This window comes from Methylocella silvestris BL2, assembly GCF_000021745.1.
GTDB lineage: Bacteria > Pseudomonadota > Alphaproteobacteria > Rhizobiales > Beijerinckiaceae > Methylocapsa > Methylocapsa silvestris.
This window is the reverse complement of the sequence record NC_011666.1, coordinates 1,863,013-1,877,224: the sequence shown is the minus strand read 5'-3', so window position 1 is coordinate 1,877,224 and position 14,212 is coordinate 1,863,013. Positions and strand designations below refer to the sequence as shown.

Here is a 14,212-nt window from a genome sequence, read left to right as displayed (position 1 = left end):
TTGTGGAATACTTTGATACCGATGTCCTGATTTTGGGCGCGGGCGGTGCCGGTCTGCGCGCCGCCATCGCCGCAGCGCAGTCGGCCCCCGATCTGAGAATTGCGCTCGTGTCCAAGGTGTATCCGATGCGCAGCCATACGGTGGCGGCTGAGGGCGGCTCGGCAGGCGTTGTGCAGGCTCATGACAGCCTCGACGCGCATTTCCACGACACGGTCGCCGGCGGCGACTGGTTGTGCGAGCAGGATGTGGTCGACTATTTCGTCTCTCGCTGCACGCCCGAGATGATACAGCTCGAGCATTGGGGCTGCCCCTGGAGCCGCAAACCGGACGGCAACATCAACGTCCGCGCTTTCGGCGGCATGAAAATCGAGCGGACATGGTTCGCCGCCGACCGTAGCGGTTTTCATATCCTGCACACGCTGTTCCAGACCTCGACCAAGTTTCCATCGATCCAGCGTTTCGACGAGCATTTCTGCGTCGACCTGCTGGTTGAGGATGGCCGCGCCCAGGGCGCTGTCGTGCTGTCGCAATCGACGGGAGAATTTGCCACGATCACGGCGCGCTCCGTGGTCATTGCGACCGGCGGCGCCGGGCGGGTGTTCCGTCAGAATACCAATGGCGGGATCGTCACCGGCGATGGCATGGCCATGGCGTATCGCCACGGCGTCCCCCTGCGCGACATGGAGTTTGTGCAATACCACCCAACCTGCCTGCCGGGCACGGGTATTCTGATTACCGAGGCCTGCCGTGGCGAAGGCGGATTGCTGGTCAACAAGGACGGCTATCGCTATCTGCAGGATTACGGCCTCGGTCCGGCAGAGGCGCAGCCGCATAACAAGTTCATGGAGCTGGGGCCGCGCGACCGGCTGAGCCAGGCGTTCTGGCACGAGGAACGCAAAGGCCGCACCGTCACCACCCCGCAGGGCGAGGCGGTGCTGCTCGACCTGCGCCATCTTGGCGCGCGAAAGCTCAAGGAGCGGCTGCCGCTGATCTGTGACCTGGCCCGGGAGTTCATGGGCATCGATGCGGTCACTGCGGCGATCCCCGTACGGCCGGCGGTGCACTACACGATGGGCGGCATTCTGGTCGACATCAACACGGCCTCGCCGCTGGCGGGGCTTTATGCGGCCGGCGAATGCTCCAGCGTCGGCATCCACGGCGCCAACCGCCTGGGTTCGAATTCACTTGCGGAATTGTCGGTGTTTGGCCGGGTCGCCGGAGAGCAGGCGGCGGCGTTCGCGCGCGCCGCCCCGCCGCCCCGCAGGTCTGGCCAGGCGGAGGCCATCGAGGCCAAGGCCTTGGGGCTGCTGCAGCAGAAGGGCGGCGGAGAGCAGCACGCCCTGCTGCGCGAGACGATGGGCAAGAGCATGGAAAAGGGCTGCGGCATCTATCGTCTCGGGCCGGAGATGCAGGAGACCTGCGATACGATCGCCGAGCTTAAGCGCCGCTATGCCGACATCACGCTGCAGGATCGCTCGCGGGCCTGGAACACCGATTGGTTATCGGCTATCGAGCTTGGCTTCCAGCTCGATATCGCGGAGGCCATGGCGACGTCTGCCCTGGCTCGGACGGAATCGCGCGGCGCTCACCAGCGGCTGGACGGCTTCGAGACGCGCGACGACGCCAAGTTCCTTTGCCACAGCCTCGCCCACTACCAGGGGAGCGCGCCGCCCACGATCAGCTATGGCGCGGTCACCATCACCCGCTTGCCGCCGGGGCAGCGGGCCTATGGGGCGCTGGGCGAGAAGCTGGATGATGCGGCAGCCAAGGAAAATGGTCATGTATAGCGAAACCACAGCGGTTCCGGTCGACAAACCCAAGATTGTCGAACTTCGGGTGCTGCGGTACCGCCCCGCGTCGGACACCGAACCCGTCTTCATGACCTACCATCTGCCGTTCACGGACGACATGTCGGTTCTGCAGGCGTTGCAGGCGGTCAAGGTCTCACTTGACGCCACGCTGTCGTTTCGATGGTCCTGCCGCATGGCGGTGTGCGGGAGCTGCGGCATGATGATCAATGGCGAGCCAAAACTCGCCTGCAGCACCTTTCTGCGGGACCTCGCGTCCGAACCGGTGACGCTCGAGCCGCTGCATAATTTCCCGATCGAGCGGGACCTGATCGTAACCGTTGGCGACTTCGTCAAGAAGATCGAAAGCATCTATCCTTACATCATGCCGAAGGCGCCAAAGACGATCGAAGATGGCGCGTATTTGCAGACGCCGGGGCAGATGGCGGCATATGGGTCGTTCGCCGATTGCATCAATTGCATGCTGTGCTATGCGGCATGCCCGCAATTCGGCGCCAATCCGGACTTCATCGGGCCGGGCGCGATGGCGCTGCTGCAGCGCTACAACGGCGATTCACGCGACGGTGGGCAGCAACTGCGCCTGGAACAGATCAGCGGCGAGGATGGCGTGTGGTCATGCACCGCGGTCGGCGTGTGCTCTGATGTGTGCCCCAAGCAGGTCGATCCGGCCAATGCCGTAAACCAAAACAAGTCGAACAGCGCATTCGATTTCTTTCTGCGCTTCTTGCGTAAGGAGCCCAGCGCATGAATGAGAGTCGCCCTTTCCACCGCCCCCGGCCAAGCCGCTGGTGGGCTCACAAGCCATACCGCGCCTACACCATCCGTGAGTTATGCGGCGTCGCGGTCGCTGTGTATGGCGCCATTCTGCTGGCCGGCGTGGTTTGCCTGTGGCGCGGACCGGACGCCTATGACGCATATCGGCGCGCTTTAGCCAGTCCATGGTCGCTATTGGCGCATCTATTGCTGTTGGCGGCTGTGCTGTGGCACGTGGTGACGTGGTTCCAGATCCTGCCGAAGACGATGCCCAAGCTCGTGCTGCGGGGCCGGCTGGTGCCGCAGAGGCTGCTCTCTGCCGTCACATTGTCCATCGCGTGCGCCTGTTCGGTCGCTCTGCTGGTGGGCGCGATCATCGTGGGAGCGTGGTCATGACATTTCCGAACGCGCCTCACCCGCCGGCCCGCAGCGTCGCTCCGGTCTTCTGGTTGCTGTTCGGGGCTGGCGGCATGCTGTCGGCCTTGTTCGGGCCGGCGCTGATCATCCTGACCGGCATCATGGCGCCGCATGGCTGGGGTGTGCCGGCGGATTTCGCCGATTTTCCTCACGCACTGGCGTTTGCGCGGAATCCGATCGGCAAACTCGTGTTGCTGGCCGTGATTTCCCTGTTCTTTTGGCACGGCGCCGAGCGGCTGTTTTTGACGCTCAAAGACATGCGCGTGGCCGGCGCGCCTGTCTTGCGGCTGGCGACCTATGGCGTCGCCGCTGTCGTGACCGTGGCGACCTTCGTGTTGCTGTTGCTGATCGGCTTTTGATGTCTCGGATTCCCATCCTCTTATCCCGGTGGCAAATATAGTGTCGAATATTCCACTGCCAGACATGAGCCTGGAACTGCTGCCCGCGTATCTGCGCGATGTCTACACTTGGGCCTACCTTACGCCCGGCACGGCGTGGTTCTTCGATCGACAGATCGTGGTGCAGGCGATTTTGTGGGGCAATGCGCAGCGGCTGATGGGCGACGTGCTGGCTGCCTTGCAGCCGGGGGACCGGGTGTTTCAGCCGGCGGCCGTGTATGGGGACTTTTCTCGCCAGGTGGCGCAGCGCGTCGGTCCGCAGGGCCGATTGGAGGTGCGCGACGTCGCGCCGCTCCAGGTTTGCTTGACCCGGCGCAAGCTGGCCGACCTGCCGCAGGCGAATGTGGCCTGGGCCGACGCATCAATTCCGCAGGACGGCGAATTCGATGCCGTCACCTGCTTCTTCTTGCTGCATGAAGTGCCGGACCAGGTGAAGGTGCAGGTGATCCACGCCATGCTCGGGCTGGTGGGGCCGACCGGCAAGGTGATCTTCGTGGACTACCACCGCCCACATCGCTGGCACCCGCTGAAGCCGGTGATGAAGCGGATATTCGAGCGGCTCGAGCCGTTTGCCGCCAGCCTCTGGGCGCATGAAATCCAGACGCTGGCCGGAGCGGCGGCGGATGGTTTCCAGTGGCGCAAAAACACGCGGTTCCGCGGGCTGTACCAGATCGTAACCGCCGAACGAAAATGACAAATTTGGGCGTAGCGAAAGCCCCCTCGACCTCGGTCCCAGTGAGGAAAGAATCCTAAAAGGTTCTGGCGCAAACATTTTGTGGGGACGCGGTGAGGCGATGTGCGGGCGGCCCCACAGACCCCGCTAGATGTTTGCCAGAGTCTCGTCCAGCCAGTCGAAGGTGGTCTGATGCGCCAGGTACATCGCGCCCCAGCTTAGCGCATTAACGCGTCAAGGCCGCCAGTGGTAGCTCCCGCGATCCGGCGTCATGTGAACAAGGTTGAGGACAGGTGACCCGAGCTGGCGCCGGTAATTTCGTGGGTAGATAGCCATAAAGGCCGGTTTCACGAGGGCGCGTCGCGATCGAGCCAATCGAGAAAGGCTGTATTGACGGAGGAAGGCGCAAGCTCGACAATGCAATTGACGTAATCGACGACGCTGCCGACGATGGCCTCAATGGACGCGCGCCTGCCGTCCTGCGTCTTGATGAGAAGCACGATTTCCGGCTCCTCCTTGATTTCCTCGTCCCATCGATAGGCGCAGGTGATCGGAAACCAGTTGCAGCAAACGGCGACGCGCTGCTCCAGCGCGGCGCGGGCGATCCGGCGCGCTTCATCGATCGTGTTGAGCGTGACGTAGAAGAGTTTCATCTAAACAACCTGGCGGCGCAGCGGGGCCGCGCCGCCGTTGCAGGATTCAAGCGCTCAGGCGGCGATGCCGATCGAACCCGCCTTGGCGAGCAGCGCTTCCGCCATGCGGATGCTGGCGATATCGATCAGGCGGCCGTCGAGCGAAACAGCGCCTTTGCCGGCTTTCGCGGCGTCGTCCATCGCGGCGAGGATGCGGCGCGCCTTGGTGACTTCGGCGTCGGACGGCGTGAACACCTTGTTGGCGAGTTCGATCTGCGAGGGGTGGATCGCCCATTTTCCTTCATAGCCGAGCACGGCGACGCGGTTGGCGGCGGCGATGAAGGCGTCGGGATCGGAGAAATCGCCGAACGGGCCGTCGATCGGGCGCAGGCCATAGGCGCGGCAGGCGACCATCATGCGCGTCTGCGCGGCGTGCCAGGGATCGGCCCAGAAATACTGGCGGTTTCCATTGGGGTCCTTGTCGGTCAGCACGCCATAGTCGGCGTTGACGCCGCCGATGACGGTGGTGCGCGCGCGCGTCGAGGCGGCGTAATCGGCGACGCCGAAGGACATCGCCTCGAGACGCGGGCTCGATTGGGCGATGGCTTCGACATTGGCCATGCCGAGCGCCGTCTCGATCAGCACTTCGAAGCCGATCTTTTTCGTGCGCTTCTTGGCGGCTTCGATCTGCGTCACCAGCATGTCGATGGCGTAGACGTCGGCCGGCACGCCGACTTTTGGAATGAGGATCATGTCGAGGCGGGGGCAGGCTTCGACGATGTCGACCACGTCGCGATACATGTAGTGGGTGTCAAGGCCGTTGATGCGCACCATCATGGTCTTCGAGCCCCAATTGATCTCATTAAGGCCCTGAATGATGTTCTTGCGCGCCTGCTCCTTATCGTCCGGAGCCACCGCGTCCTCGACGTCGAGGAAGACGATGTCGGCGGCGGAGGAGGCCGCCTTTTCGAACAGGCCGACGTTCGAGCCGGGAACAGCGAGTTCGGAGCGGTGCAGGCGCGGCGTCGCCTGTTCAATGATCGTGAAGCTCATCCGTGTGGTTCCTTTCGAGAGTATGTTGGCCGCGCGATCCGCGACGGCGGCATTGATAAGACGATCGTCATGTCACCCGGTGGCGCCAAGACCGCTTGAAATGCAGTTGATCGACAGCAGAAGATTGGATTTGAAGGCTTCCTTGCTCAATTCATTCGTGCTGGCGCGGAAGTTTCGCAACAGTTCGACCTGCTCGCGATTGACCTTGTTGATGGTTTTGAGCCGCGTTTCGAGGCGCGAGCGATAGGCCGGAAAACGCTGCGCGATTTCTTCCTCGCCGGTGATCTTCAGGATGTTTGCCCGCGTCAGCCTGTATTCGGCCTCGATCATGCCGAAAATCGTCTCGCGCACGTCGTCGTCATAGACGAGCCCGGCATATTCGCGGGCGATGTCGAGATCGACCATGCCGAGGGTTTTCTCCACCTCGCCGACGATCATGCGGAACAGGTCGGATTCGGCGAACATGCGCTTCAGCAGCGTCAGGCCGCGCTCCTTGCGCACGTCGAGGAAGCTGGCAATGCCGCTGCCGACGCCATACCAGCCTGTGATGACATGGCGGTTCTGCGCCCAGGCGAACACCCAGGGAATGGCGCGCAGATCGGACAGCGTGCGGGCGCCGAACCGCCGCGCCGGACGCGATCCGATGTTCAGCATCGAGATTTCATCGAGCGGGCTCGCGGACTGAAAATAGGTCAACAAGTCCGGATGATTGATGAAATTGGCGTAGGCGGCGTGCGAGGCGCCGGACAACGCCTCCATCGCCTCCTCGAATTCGGCGCGCAGGGCGGGCGCGGCGCGCTCCAAGGTCAGCGTATGCTCGAACACGCTGGATCCCAGCATCTCCATCTGGAAGGCGGCGGTTCCCCTGTTGGCGTATTTGAACGACACCACCTCGCCCTGTTCCGTGACGCGCAGGCGCCCCTGGATCGAGCCGGCCGGCTGCGCCGCGATCGCCTGCGCGGTCGGCGCGCCGCCGCGGCTCACCGAGCCGCCGCGTCCGTGGAAGAACGAGATCGGAATGCCCGCCTCGGCTCCGATCTTGGCGAGCTTGTCCTGCGCTTTCGCAAGCTCCCAATTCGAGGACAGAAATCCGCCGTCCTTGTTCGAGTCGGAATAGCCGATCATGACCTCCTGCACGCCGCCCTGCATGCGGGCGCTACGGCGCACCAGCGGCAGCGACAGCAATTCGCGCATGATCTGCGGCGCGGCGCGAAGGTCGGTGATGGTCTCGAACAGCGGCGTGATCGACAGCGTGCAGGCCTCGACGCGCGTTGCGTCATGATAAAGGTCGGCCTCCTTGGCGAGCAGATAGGCGCCAAGCACGTCGGCGGCGGAGCGCGTCATGCTGAGCACGAAGCTGCCGAACGCCTCGCGGTCGAATTCCTCGTCGCGGTCGCGAGCGAGCTTGAACATTCCGAGCGTTTCCTCGGCTTCCGGCGGCAGCGCGCGATAGACCGGCGGCCCGATGCGCGGCCGCGCCAGCTCGGCGAGGATCCAGGCCTTCCATTCGTCCGATTCGACGGCCGGCGGCTCGCCGTCGGCCTCCGTATGCATGGCGCGCCACAAGGCCTGCAGGGTTGACGTCAGCTTCGTCGTGTTTTCGCGCAGATCGAGCCTTTGCGTGCGGAAGCGGAACGCCTCGACGGCGAAACGCACCGGACGCACGAGATCTTGCGCGAGGCCAACGCTGCCGCTCTCTGCGAGCGCCTGTTCGGTCACCGCGAGATCGGAAATGAGATCGTCCGCGCTGATGTAATGCGGGCCCGGCGTCCGTTCGCCTTCGTAGAGGGCCAGCGTCGCCTTCACCTTGGCGTGCGCGCAGTACAGAAACTGGCGATAGGGCTCGCCGGGATTGCGCAGCGCGATTCCGGCGCCGTCGCCGCTATCGCTGAGCGCGCGGTTCAGCGCCTCGCGAAAACCCGAGGGCGGCGGCAGAGCTCGCTCGGAGATCGACAGGCTTTTCATCAGGTTGAACAGGCGCTGTTCGTAAAAGCGAAGGCTAGCCTTGGCGTTCTCCCTCAGCGCGCGACGCGTCACCTTGTTGGTGACGAAGGGATTTCCGTCGCGGTCGCCGCCGATCCAGGAGCCGAACTGGAAGAATTGCGTCAGCGCGAAATTTTCGCTCGGGTAGAACCGTTTCAAGGCGCGGTCGAACTTTTTCAAAAGTTCGGGCACGCCTTCGAACAGGGTCTCATGAAAGAAATGCAGACCCCAGGCGATTTCCTGCTCGACCGAGGGTTTCTCCAGCCGCAATTCGCCGGTCATCCACAACAGTTCGATCTCGTCTCGCAGCTGGTCGATGATGCCGGAGCGTTCGCGGCCGGTCCAGCGCGGCTGCTCGAGCTCGACCAGCAGACGATAGATGCGGCGGTGCTTTTCGAGCACGGTGACGCGCTTGGCTTCGGTCGGATGCGCGGTAATGACCGGGCGCACCCGCGTGCGGCCCAGCTTCTCGGCGATGTCGGCGGCGGGAACGCCAAGCTTCGCCGCCTTGGCGATCACATTGGCGAAAGTGCCCGGAACCGCCTGTTCGCCGAGCTCGCGCTCGGTCCGGCGGCGCTCGCCCATGGCGGCGTCCTGCTCGACGATGGAGAGCAGTTGAAACCAGATGCCATGCGCCTGAAAAACACGCGACAGAACCTCCGGAGCCGCATTCTGCAACACCGTCTCGCCGGACAGCACCGGCGCGATTTCGGGATGATGGCGCTGCACCACCTCAAGCAACAGCTGGTAGAGAATTGCGGCGATACGCTCGCCGGAAGGCGCGCCGTCGCTGACGTCGACAACGCTCAGGGCCTGTTCCAGGCGCCGTTCGGCTTGCAGCTCAGTCATGGCGGGCGCTTCCTTGGGATTTGAGCTGGCCGGCGTGGAATTTGCGTTTAGCGGTCATTGGCGCTGCGAAGCCTCCCCTTTTGACGTGGTCGAGTGCGGAGGTTGCATCCTCCGTCGCGATCGGCTGCGGCCTGAGCCGTCCTGTCGCGGCGCGGTTGTCTCGCCGCGGGCCGGCCGGCGGCTTCAATCGGGCGGGCGGGCGTCTTGCGCCGCGATCCCGCAAACGGCGCCGGAGAGCGTGGCCGGCGGGGCCGCGGCGACGTGGCCGCCGCGGCGCGTCATGGTCGAGATTAATGCGCGGCTACGGCTTCGGGCGCCTTGGCTGGCGTCGTGCTGCGGCCGAGCACCCGGGCCATGGTTGCGCCGAGCTCGCTCGGGCTCGGTGCGACGGTGAGGCCGTAGGATTTCATGATCTCGGATTTTTCGGCGGCGCTGTCTCCGGAGGCGGAGATGATCGCGCCGGCATGGCCCATGCGGCGCCCCTTGGGCGCGGTCAGGCCGGCGACATAGCCAACCACCGGCTTTGTCATGTTGTCCTTGATCCAGGCCGCGGCCTCGGCTTCCTGCGGGCCGCCGATTTCGCCGATCATCATCACGGCTTCGGTCTCGGGATCCTGTTCGAACAGGATCAAATGGTCGAGGAAGGAGCTGCCGTTGATCGGGTCGCCGCCGATGCCGACGCTGGTCGAGACGCCGATGCCGAGCTCTTTCATTTGCGCGGCGGCCTCATAGCCGAGCGTTCCCGAGCGCGACACGATGCCGACCGAGCCGCGCATGTAGATGTTGCTTGGCATGATGCCGAGCATGGCTTTGCCGGGGCTGATGATGCCGGCGCAGTTCGGCCCCACCATCAGGGTGCGGCGGCCGCGCTGATAGCGCAACAGATAACGCTTGACCCGCATCATGTCCTGCGCCGGAATGCCGTCGGTGATCGAGCACACGAGCCCGATGCCGGCGTCCGCGGCCTCCATGATGGCGTCGGCGCAGAAGGCCGGCGCAACGAAGGTGATGCTACAATTGGCCCCGGTCGCGCGAACCGCGTCCTTGACCGTGTTGAACACCGGCTTGCCGAGGTGGGTCGCGCCGCCCTTGCCGGGCGTCACGCCGCCGACGACATTGGTGCCGCATTCGATCATTTCCTTGGCGTGGAAAGTGCCTTTGTCGCCGGTAAAACCCTGCACCAGGACGCGGCTGTTCTCGTCGATTAGAATGCTCATCTCGCAGCTCTCCTAAAAGCCGATTGCGCCACAATGAAATCTAAAAATTGCGGCGCGAAAGGGCTTTTGATCTTGTTCAGTTCAGGCTTCTGGCCGGCGCTTGCCCGGCCGCTTCGACCGCCGCGCGGGCGGCGTCGGCGAGAGTGTCTGCTGAAATGATCGGCAGCCCGCTGTTGACGATGATCTCGCGCCCGGCCGCGAAGTTGGTGCCGGAGAGACGCACGATAAGAGGAACATTGACGTTGAGGGTGCGGCAGGCCTGGACGACGCCTTCGGCGACCCAATCGCACCGGTTGATGCCGGCGAACACATTGACGAGGATCGCCTTGACGTTGCGGTCGGACAACACGAGGCGGAACGCGGCCGCGACGCGCTCAGGCGACGCGCCGCCGCCGACGTCGAGGAAGTTCGCCGGAGCGCCGCCGGCATATTTGATCATGTCCATCGTCGCCATCGCGAGGCCGGCGCCGTTGACGATGCAGCCGATGTCGCCGTCGAGTCCGACATAGTTGAGATTGTGTTCGGCGGCCTGGACCTCGCGCGGATCCTCCTGCGAATGATCGCGCATGTCGGAGATGGCGCTGCGCCGGAACAGCGCGTTGTCGTCGAACGACATCTTGGCGTCGAGCGCCAGCACGCGGTCGTCCTTGGTGACCACAAGCGGGTTGATCTCGACCATGGTCGCGTCGAGGTCGCGGAAGGCGCGATAGCAGCCGAGCATGCTCTGCACCGCGCGGCTGACCTGCTTCAGATTGAGGCCGAGGCCGAAGGCGAGCTCGCGCGCCTCGAACGCCTGCAACCCAACGGCTGGCTCGACGACGACCTGGAGAATTTCTTCCGGATGTTCCTTGGCGATCTCCTCGATCTCCATGCCGCCGAAGCGCGATGCGATGATGCGCACGCGCTCCACTTTGCGGTCGAGCACGAAGCCGAGATAGATCTCGCGATCGAAGGGTTCGGCGGCCTCGATGTAGACGCGTTGGACGATCTTGCCTTCGGGGCCGGTCTGGTTGGTGACGAGCGTCTTGCCGAGCATGTCGCTGGCAGCGGCGCGCACTTCATTGTAGGTCTTGCACAGCTTGACGCCGCCCGCCTTGCCGCGCCCGCCGGAGTGGATCTGGGCCTTGACGGCCCAATGCCAACCGCCGAGTTCGGTTGCGCAATAGACGGCTTGATCGGGGCTGTAGGCGACAGCGCCGCGCGGGGTTGCGACCCCGAAGTTGGCCAGGATCTCCTTGGCCTGATATTCGTGAATGTCCAGCTTCCCCTCCTCCACATTGAGAGCGCTCCGCTTCGCGCGGGCTGCCCGGCCGTCTCATCTTTTTGTTGCGGCGCCGAAGAACACTGCCGCAGGACGCAAGCCGTCCTTGTTGAGCCGGCGCGCTTGCGTCGAGCCGACGGCGCAAGCGCGCGAAGATTAGCAGCCCTTTTTTCCCTTGGCCATCGCAGACGGCGACATAAGCCGCGGCCGCGCAGGCCACAAAACACCGTCTCGGATAGGGCGATGTTATAGCTTGAGAAGCGCTTGCGGCGCTCCTTTATTTTTTTTAGGCGCGCCTCAGTTTATTTAGGCGTCCGTCGGCCCCGCTATGCCTTGCAGCAGTCGGGAAAAGCGCGGATAACGGCCGGACTAATACCAAGCGCGGATTCCAAACTCGCATGACCTTCGATCCAGGCAAGCTTCTTCTCGACATGTTCGACGCCGCCGTCAGCGCGGCCTCGCCCGAGAAATGCCTGCCGCAGCATCTGCCGTCCCGGCCGAAAGGACGCACCATCGTCGTCGGCGCCGGCAAGGCGGCAGGAGCGATGGCGAAGGCTGTCGAGGATCATTGGGACGGCCCGCTTGAAGGCCTCGTCGTCACCCGCTACGGCCATGGCGCGCCCTGCCGCCGGATCGAGGTGATCGAGGCGGGCCATCCGGTGCCGGACGCCGCCGGGCGGGAGGCGGCCGAACGCATCCTGGCCTCGGTGAAGGGGCTCACGGCTGACGATCTGGTGCTGTGCCTGATCTCCGGCGGCGGCTCGGCGTTGCTCGCTTTGCCTGCGGCAGGGATCACGCTCGCCGACAAGCAGGGCATCAACAAGGCTCTTTTGAAGAGCGGCGCCAACATCTCCGAAATGAATTGCGTGCGCAAACATCTCTCGGCGATCAAGGGCGGCAAGCTCGCCGCCGCGGCCGCTCCTGCGCGGGTGTTCGCCTTGCTGATTTCCGACGTTCCGGGCGACGATCCGAGCGTCATTGCCTCGGGTCCGACCGTCGCCGATCCGACCACCTCGGCCGACGCGCTCGCCATCATCGACAAATATCAGATCGCGGCGCCCGATCATGTGCGCGCCTATCTGCGCTCACCGGAGTCCGAAACGTTGAAGCCCGGCGATCCAAAGCTGGCCGGCGTGACGAATGTGATGATCGCGACGCCGCAAATGTCGCTCGAGGCCGCGGCTGCAATCGCACGTGCGGCCGGCGCCGCGCCCTTGATCCTCGCCAATGACATCGAGGGCGAGGCCCGCGACGTCGCGCTGGTGCATGCCGCCATCGCCCGGCAGGTCTATCATTTCGATCAGCCGGCGCCGGCGCCCTGCGTTCTGATCTCGGGCGGCGAAACCACCGTCACCGTGCGCGGATCGGGGCGGGGCGGGCGCAACGCCGAATTCCTGCTGGCGCTTGGCGTCGCGCTCGACGGCCATAAGGGCGTCTATGCGCTCGCCGGCGACACCGACGGGATCGACGGCACGGAAGACAACGCCGGCGCGCTTTTGTTTCCGGACAGTCTCGCCAAAGCTGCGGCGGCCGGCGTCAGCGCCAAGGCGCGGCTCGCCGATAATGACGGCTATAGTTTCTTCGCTGCGCTCGATCATCTGATCGTTACCGGGCCGACCCGAACAAACGTCAATGATTTCCGCGCCATTTTAGTGGCTCGATAGAACTGCCGCTGAGTTTCGCGCCGGCTCGCGGCGCCGCGGCAGCACATTGCGAGTATAAACCGAGTTCTCTGGCCATTCGCCTGGCTGGTCAAGCAATCGCCGGTGACTTGAGATTGTCGGCTTTTTCGTGGATACTACCAAAGTAGTGCAAATGGAGGATACATAATGCCGGGCCGTCACTTTCTTTTTGTCCCAGGACCGACCAATGTCCCGGAGCGGGTCGCGCGCGCAATGGTCGTGCCGATGGAGGACCACCGGTCTCCCAAATTCCCCGAGCTGACTCTGCCGCTGTTCCAGGATCTGAAGAAGATTTACAAGACCAAGGACGGCCAGGTCTTTCTTTTCCCCTCCTCCGGCACCGGCGCCTGGGAATCCGCCTTCAACAACACGCTGTCGCCCGGCGACAAGGTGTTGATGTCGCGCTTCGGCCAGTTCAGCCATCTCTGGATCGACATGGCGCAGCGGATGGGCTTCGACGTGCAGATCCTCGAAGAGGAATGGGGCACCGGCGTCAAGCCCGAGAAAATCGAAGAGATCCTGCGCGCTGACAAGTCGCATCAGATCAAGGCCGTGACCGCGACGCACAATGAGACGGCGACGGGCGTTGCGAGCGATATCGCCGCCGTGCGCAAGGCGATGGACGCCGCCGGCCACCCGGCGCTGCTGTTCGTCGACGCCGTGAGCTCGCTCGGCAGCCTCGACTTCCGTCAGGACGAATGGGGCGTAGACCTCGCCGTGTCTGGCTCGCAGAAGGGCTTGATGCTGCCGGCCGGCCTTGGCGTGCTCGGCGTTAGCCAGAAGGCGCTTGCCGCCTCCAAGACGGCAACGTCGAAGCGCTGCTATTTCGATTTCGACGACATGATCAAGGCCAATGCGACCGGCTATTTCCCCTATACGCCGCCGCTGCCGCTGCTCTATGGCCTCCGCGAATCGCTGAAAATGATCGAGGACGAAGGCCTTGAGAATATTTTCGTGCGCCACAGCCATTTGGCCGGCGGCGTGCGCGCCGCGGTCAAGGCCTGGGGCCTTACCCCCTGCGCCAAGGAGCCGAAGTGGTATTCGGATACGGTGACGGCGATCGTCGTGCCGCCGCAGTTCAATGCGGTGCAGGTCATCAGCACGGCCTATAGCCGCTACAATCTGTCGCTCGGCGCCGGATTGTCGCAGGTCGCCGGCAAGGTCTTCCGCATCGGCCACCTTGGCGACCTCAACGAACTGATGGTGCTCGGCGCGCTCGCCGGCGCCGAAATGGCCATGGCCGACGTCGGCATCCCGGTCACGCTCGGCAGCGGCGTCGGCGCGGCGCAGTCCTTCTATCGCGCCGCTGCTCCCGTCAAGGCTGAAAAGGCGGCCTGACCGCTCACCTCGCCAAAGCGCCGCGCGTTTTTCGCGCGGCGCATTTTGTCGCGGGCGGATCGGCGGTCGACGCGGATGAACTCGCCTCTTCTGCCGCGATCCCTCCTGCGCCGGGCCGCTTCCTTTGCGTTATTGCTAGGGGATGCGG

The 14,212-nt window shown here is 64.2% G+C and carries 12 protein-coding genes; 7 read left to right on the top strand and 5 right to left on the bottom strand.

Features of this window, described 5'->3' with window-relative positions; translation table 11 throughout:
• The first annotated feature begins 2 nt into the window (after window positions 1-2).
• From frdA to rquA, 5 genes are all read left to right on the top strand, one after another.
• Window positions 3-1,787: a fumarate reductase (quinol) flavoprotein subunit gene (gene frdA, locus MSIL_RS08790; protein ID WP_012590742.1), complete on the top strand. Its 1,785-nt coding sequence runs from the start codon at window positions 3-5 to the stop codon at window positions 1,785-1,787.
• Entirely contained in the window at window positions 1,780-2,556 is a 777-nt protein-coding gene (locus MSIL_RS08785) for a succinate dehydrogenase/fumarate reductase iron-sulfur subunit (RefSeq protein ID WP_012590741.1), read from the top strand. Before frdA ends, MSIL_RS08785 begins: the two co-directional genes overlap by 8 nt.
• Window positions 2,553-2,957 (top strand): fumarate reductase subunit C, encoded by a 405-nt coding sequence (locus MSIL_RS08780; RefSeq protein ID WP_012590740.1) that lies wholly within the window; start codon window positions 2,553-2,555, stop codon window positions 2,955-2,957. Before MSIL_RS08785 ends, MSIL_RS08780 begins: the two co-directional genes overlap by 4 nt.
• A complete protein-coding gene (frdD, locus tag MSIL_RS08775) occupies window positions 2,954-3,337 on the top strand; it encodes a fumarate reductase subunit FrdD (RefSeq protein WP_012590739.1) in 384 nt (127 codons plus the stop codon). The genes MSIL_RS08780 and frdD overlap by 4 nt, the downstream gene beginning before the upstream one ends.
• A gap of 64 nt (window positions 3,338-3,401) precedes the next feature.
• Entirely contained in the window at window positions 3,402-4,070 is a 669-nt protein-coding gene (gene rquA, locus MSIL_RS08770) for a rhodoquinone biosynthesis methyltransferase RquA (protein ID WP_049768130.1), read from the top strand.
• A gap of 326 nt (window positions 4,071-4,396) precedes the next feature.
• Here rquA and cutA read toward each other — a convergent pair whose 3' ends face one another.
• The 5 genes from cutA to MSIL_RS08740 form a co-directional block, all read right to left on the bottom strand.
• Window positions 4,397-4,702 carry a divalent-cation tolerance protein CutA gene (gene cutA, locus MSIL_RS08765; protein WP_012590737.1) on the bottom strand — a complete coding sequence of 102 codons (306 nt, stop codon included), beginning with the start codon at window positions 4,700-4,702 and terminating at the stop codon, window positions 4,397-4,399.
• A 54-nt stretch (window positions 4,703-4,756) separates the two neighbouring features.
• The gene (locus tag MSIL_RS08760; protein WP_012590736.1) at window positions 4,757-5,734 is read right to left on the bottom strand and encodes an HpcH/HpaI aldolase/citrate lyase family protein; all 978 of its coding nucleotides are present in this window, start codon (window positions 5,732-5,734) and stop codon (window positions 4,757-4,759) included.
• Window positions 5,735-5,806: 72 nt separating this feature from the next.
• Window positions 5,807-8,566 carry a phosphoenolpyruvate carboxylase gene (locus tag MSIL_RS08755; RefSeq protein WP_012590735.1) on the bottom strand — a complete coding sequence of 920 codons (2,760 nt, stop codon included), beginning with the start codon at window positions 8,564-8,566 and terminating at the stop codon, window positions 5,807-5,809.
• A 290-nt stretch (window positions 8,567-8,856) separates the two neighbouring features.
• On the bottom strand, window positions 8,857-9,783 hold the full coding sequence (gene sucD, locus MSIL_RS08745) for a succinate--CoA ligase subunit alpha (protein ID WP_012590734.1): 927 nt from the start codon (window positions 9,781-9,783) through the stop codon (window positions 8,857-8,859).
• Window positions 9,784-9,859: 76 nt separating this feature from the next.
• Window positions 9,860-11,044: a malate--CoA ligase subunit beta gene (locus MSIL_RS08740; RefSeq protein WP_041368804.1), complete on the bottom strand. Its 1,185-nt coding sequence runs from the start codon at window positions 11,042-11,044 to the stop codon at window positions 9,860-9,862.
• Window positions 11,045-11,442: 398 nt separating this feature from the next.
• Between MSIL_RS08740 and MSIL_RS08735 the strand changes: the two genes are divergently transcribed.
• Both MSIL_RS08735 and MSIL_RS08730 read left to right on the top strand, forming a co-directional pair.
• Window positions 11,443-12,708, top strand: a complete 1,266-nt coding sequence (locus MSIL_RS08735) for a glycerate kinase type-2 family protein (protein ID WP_012590732.1) — start codon at window positions 11,443-11,445, stop codon at window positions 12,706-12,708.
• Window positions 12,709-12,873: 165 nt separating this feature from the next.
• Window positions 12,874-14,064: an aminotransferase class V-fold PLP-dependent enzyme gene (locus MSIL_RS08730; protein WP_012590731.1), complete on the top strand. Its 1,191-nt coding sequence runs from the start codon at window positions 12,874-12,876 to the stop codon at window positions 14,062-14,064.
• Window positions 14,065-14,212 lie beyond the last annotated feature (148 nt).

Coding starts and splice junctions, on each gene's coding strand:
- rquA (WP_049768130.1), top strand. CDS start 3,402: ATGAGCCTGGAACTGCTGCCCGCGTATCTGCGCGATGTCTACACTTGG.
- frdD (WP_012590739.1), top strand. CDS start 2,954: ATGACATTTCCGAACGCGCCTCACCCGCCGGCCCGCAGCGTCGCTCCG.
- MSIL_RS08730 (WP_012590731.1), top strand. CDS start 12,874: ATGCCGGGCCGTCACTTTCTTTTTGTCCCAGGACCGACCAATGTCCCG.
- MSIL_RS08760 (WP_012590736.1), bottom strand. CDS start 5,734: ATGAGCTTCACGATCATTGAACAGGCGACGCCGCGCCTGCACCGCTCC.
- MSIL_RS08755 (WP_012590735.1), bottom strand. CDS start 8,566: ATGACTGAGCTGCAAGCCGAACGGCGCCTGGAACAGGCCCTGAGCGTT.
- cutA (WP_012590737.1), bottom strand. CDS start 4,702: ATGAAACTCTTCTACGTCACGCTCAACACGATCGATGAAGCGCGCCGG.
- sucD (WP_012590734.1), bottom strand. CDS start 9,783: ATGAGCATTCTAATCGACGAGAACAGCCGCGTCCTGGTGCAGGGTTTT.
- MSIL_RS08785 (WP_012590741.1), top strand. CDS start 1,780: ATGTATAGCGAAACCACAGCGGTTCCGGTCGACAAACCCAAGATTGTC.
- MSIL_RS08735 (WP_012590732.1), top strand. CDS start 11,443: ATGACCTTCGATCCAGGCAAGCTTCTTCTCGACATGTTCGACGCCGCC.
- MSIL_RS08780 (WP_012590740.1), top strand. CDS start 2,553: ATGAATGAGAGTCGCCCTTTCCACCGCCCCCGGCCAAGCCGCTGGTGG.